Here is a 2,604-nt window from a genome sequence, read left to right on the forward strand (position 1 = left end):
TGGATTGAAAATGGGCTATAATGTTCGAATCGTACCACTTGGAAAAGATATTACTTCTGTAATCCATGTAGTATCCGTGGCACTTCGTGCAGCTCTGATCTTCGGAAACGTTACTCCTGGAGATGCAGCCGCTCTGATCAAGTATACATCAGAGAGAGTACCGGCATTTGTCAATGCGTTTAAACCGATTGATGATGTGATTCTGGCTGCTGGTGCAGGAGCAATCAAACTTGGATTCCCTGTGATTTCCAATGAAGATGAAAACATTACAGAAGTTCCGGGTGCGCTGATCGCATGCCCGAATGTTGCTGATTTTAATAAGGTTTCTCTGGAAGCCAGAAATATTAAGATCAAAATTACCAATATTGATATTCCTGTTGCGTTTGCGTCTGCATTCGAAGGCGAGATTATCCGTCGTAAAGATATGCAGGTTGAGTTCGACGGTTCCCGTGTGGATTGTGCAGAACTTGTGCAGACAAGAAGCATGGATGAGGTAGAGGACCACAAGATTACAGTTGTAGGACCAGATGTAGATGAAATGGAATTGGGAAGCAAGAATCCGATCGCTTACGTGGTAGAAGTAGCGGGAAAGAGAATGCAGCCTGATTTTGAACCTGTAATTGAGCGTAAATTCCACAATTACATTAACTGTATTGAGGGAGTTTATCATACAGGACAGAGAGATATGCAGAGGATCCGTATCGGTAAGGAAGCTTACAATGCAGGATTCCGTATCAGACATATCGGTGAAGTTCTGTATACACAGGTAAAAAATGAGTTTGAAGCTGTAGTTGATAAATGTCAGGTAACCGTTTATACTGATCCGGCTGAGTGTACAAGAATCCGTCATGAGGTAGCAATCCCTGTATTCGATAAACGTGATGCACGTCTTGAAAATCTTACAGATGAAACTGTAGACGTATATTACAGCTGTATCCTTTGTCAGGCTTTTTCACCGTCTCATGTATGTGTTGTTACACCAGAGAGACTTGGACTTTGCGGAGCCGTTTCATGGCTGGATGCAAAAGCAACAAATGAACTGGATCCAAACGGACCTTGTCAGATTATTACAAAGGAAAGACCAATTGATGAGAACCTTGGTTCTTATGAGGATGTTGATGAAGCTGTACAAAAATTCTCACAGGGAGCTCTCGAACACGTTACACTTTATTCCATTATGCAGGATCCTATGACTTCCTGTGGATGCTTTGAGTGTATCTGTGGTATTGAGCCGTTTTCTAATGGTGTAGTAATCGCCAACCGTGAATATGCAGGAATGACACCTCTCGGAATGACATTCTCAGAGATGGCATCTATGACTGGTGGCGGTGTTCAGACACCAGGATTCATGGGACATGGTAAACACTTTATTTCATCCAAGAAATTCATGAAGGCAGAAGGCGGTATTGAACGTATCGTATGGATGCCTAAGGAATTAAAAGAGACAGTTGCGGAGCGTTTGAATAAGACAGCAAAGGAACTGTATGGTATTGACAACTTTACTGATATGATTGGTGACGAGACAAATACAACAGATCCAGAAGAGCTTGTTGCATTTTTAACAGAACATAATCATCCAGCCTTGTCAATGGACCCGATGATGTAGTATACTATATGAGATGATGTGATTTGTCTGCGTAGAGGCAAGTACATAGTAATTTTTTTAAGGAGGCCAAATAGAAATGCCGTTTAATCAGAAACTTCAGAAATTTAATGCAAAGATTAATACAGTCACAATTGGTAGCGGAGATAAGACTGTAACAATCGGCGGAGACTCTACTTATCCATTTTATTCTTTTGATGCACCATCAGAAAACGCACCTAAGATCGGTGTTGAAATCTCTGATATGGGTCTTGAGAATATTGTATCCGAAGGTATCAAAGCATACTATGACGGAGCATCCACAATCGGAGAAATGGCTAAAAAAGCAGCAGCTATGGAAGGTGCTGACTTTGTAGCTCTGATCCTTGAGGGTGGAGATCCGAACGGTGTAAACAAATCTGTTGATGAACTTATCGCAGTTGTTAAAGAAGTTGCAGATGCAATTGATGCACCATTAGTAGTTGAAGGATGCAAGAATGTAGAGAAAGACGCAGAACTCCTTCCTAAGGTAGCAGAAGCTCTTCAGGGAAGAAACGTACTGATTCTTTCAGAAAAAGAAGAAAACTACAAAGCAATCGGTGCTGCAGCAGGACTTGCTTACGATCAGATCGTAGGTGCAGAATCTGCCGTAGATATCAACCTTGCTAAACAGCTTAACGTTGTAACTACTCAGTTAGGCGTTAATGCACAGAAAATTGTTATGAATATCGGTAGTGCTGCTGCCGGATATGGATATGAATATGTTGTATCCACTATGGACCGTATTAAAGGTGCAGCTTTATCTCAGAATGATAACATGCTGCAGATGCCTATCATTACACCGGTATCCGCTGAAACATGGGGCGTAAAAGAAGCAACAGCTTCTGAGAAAGATATGCCTGAATGGGGACCGGAAGAAGAGCGTGGAATCGATATGGAAGTTATGACAGCTGCTGCTGACCTTGCAGCCGGATCTGATGCAGTCATCTTAAGACATCCGGAAGCTGTTGCAGCTATTTCCA

2 protein-coding genes are annotated in these 2,604 nt (G+C 42.1%); both read left to right on the forward strand.

Going from position 1 to position 2,604, the window contains the following annotated elements; translation table 11 throughout:
• Positions 1 to 1,606, forward strand: a 1,606-nt coding sequence (acsB, locus tag AC075J_RS01660; RefSeq protein ID WP_476389892.1) for an acetyl-CoA decarbonylase/synthase complex subunit alpha/beta, incomplete at its 5' end; no start/stop codon positions are given.
• A 76-nt stretch (positions 1,607 to 1,682) separates the two neighbouring features.
• Positions 1,683 to 2,604, forward strand: a 922-nt coding sequence (gene acsD, locus AC075J_RS01665) for an acetyl-CoA decarbonylase/synthase complex subunit delta (protein WP_476389893.1), incomplete at its 3' end; no start/stop codon positions are given.

This window comes from Blautia sp. ZXY-1-C6 (genome assembly GCF_056339875.1).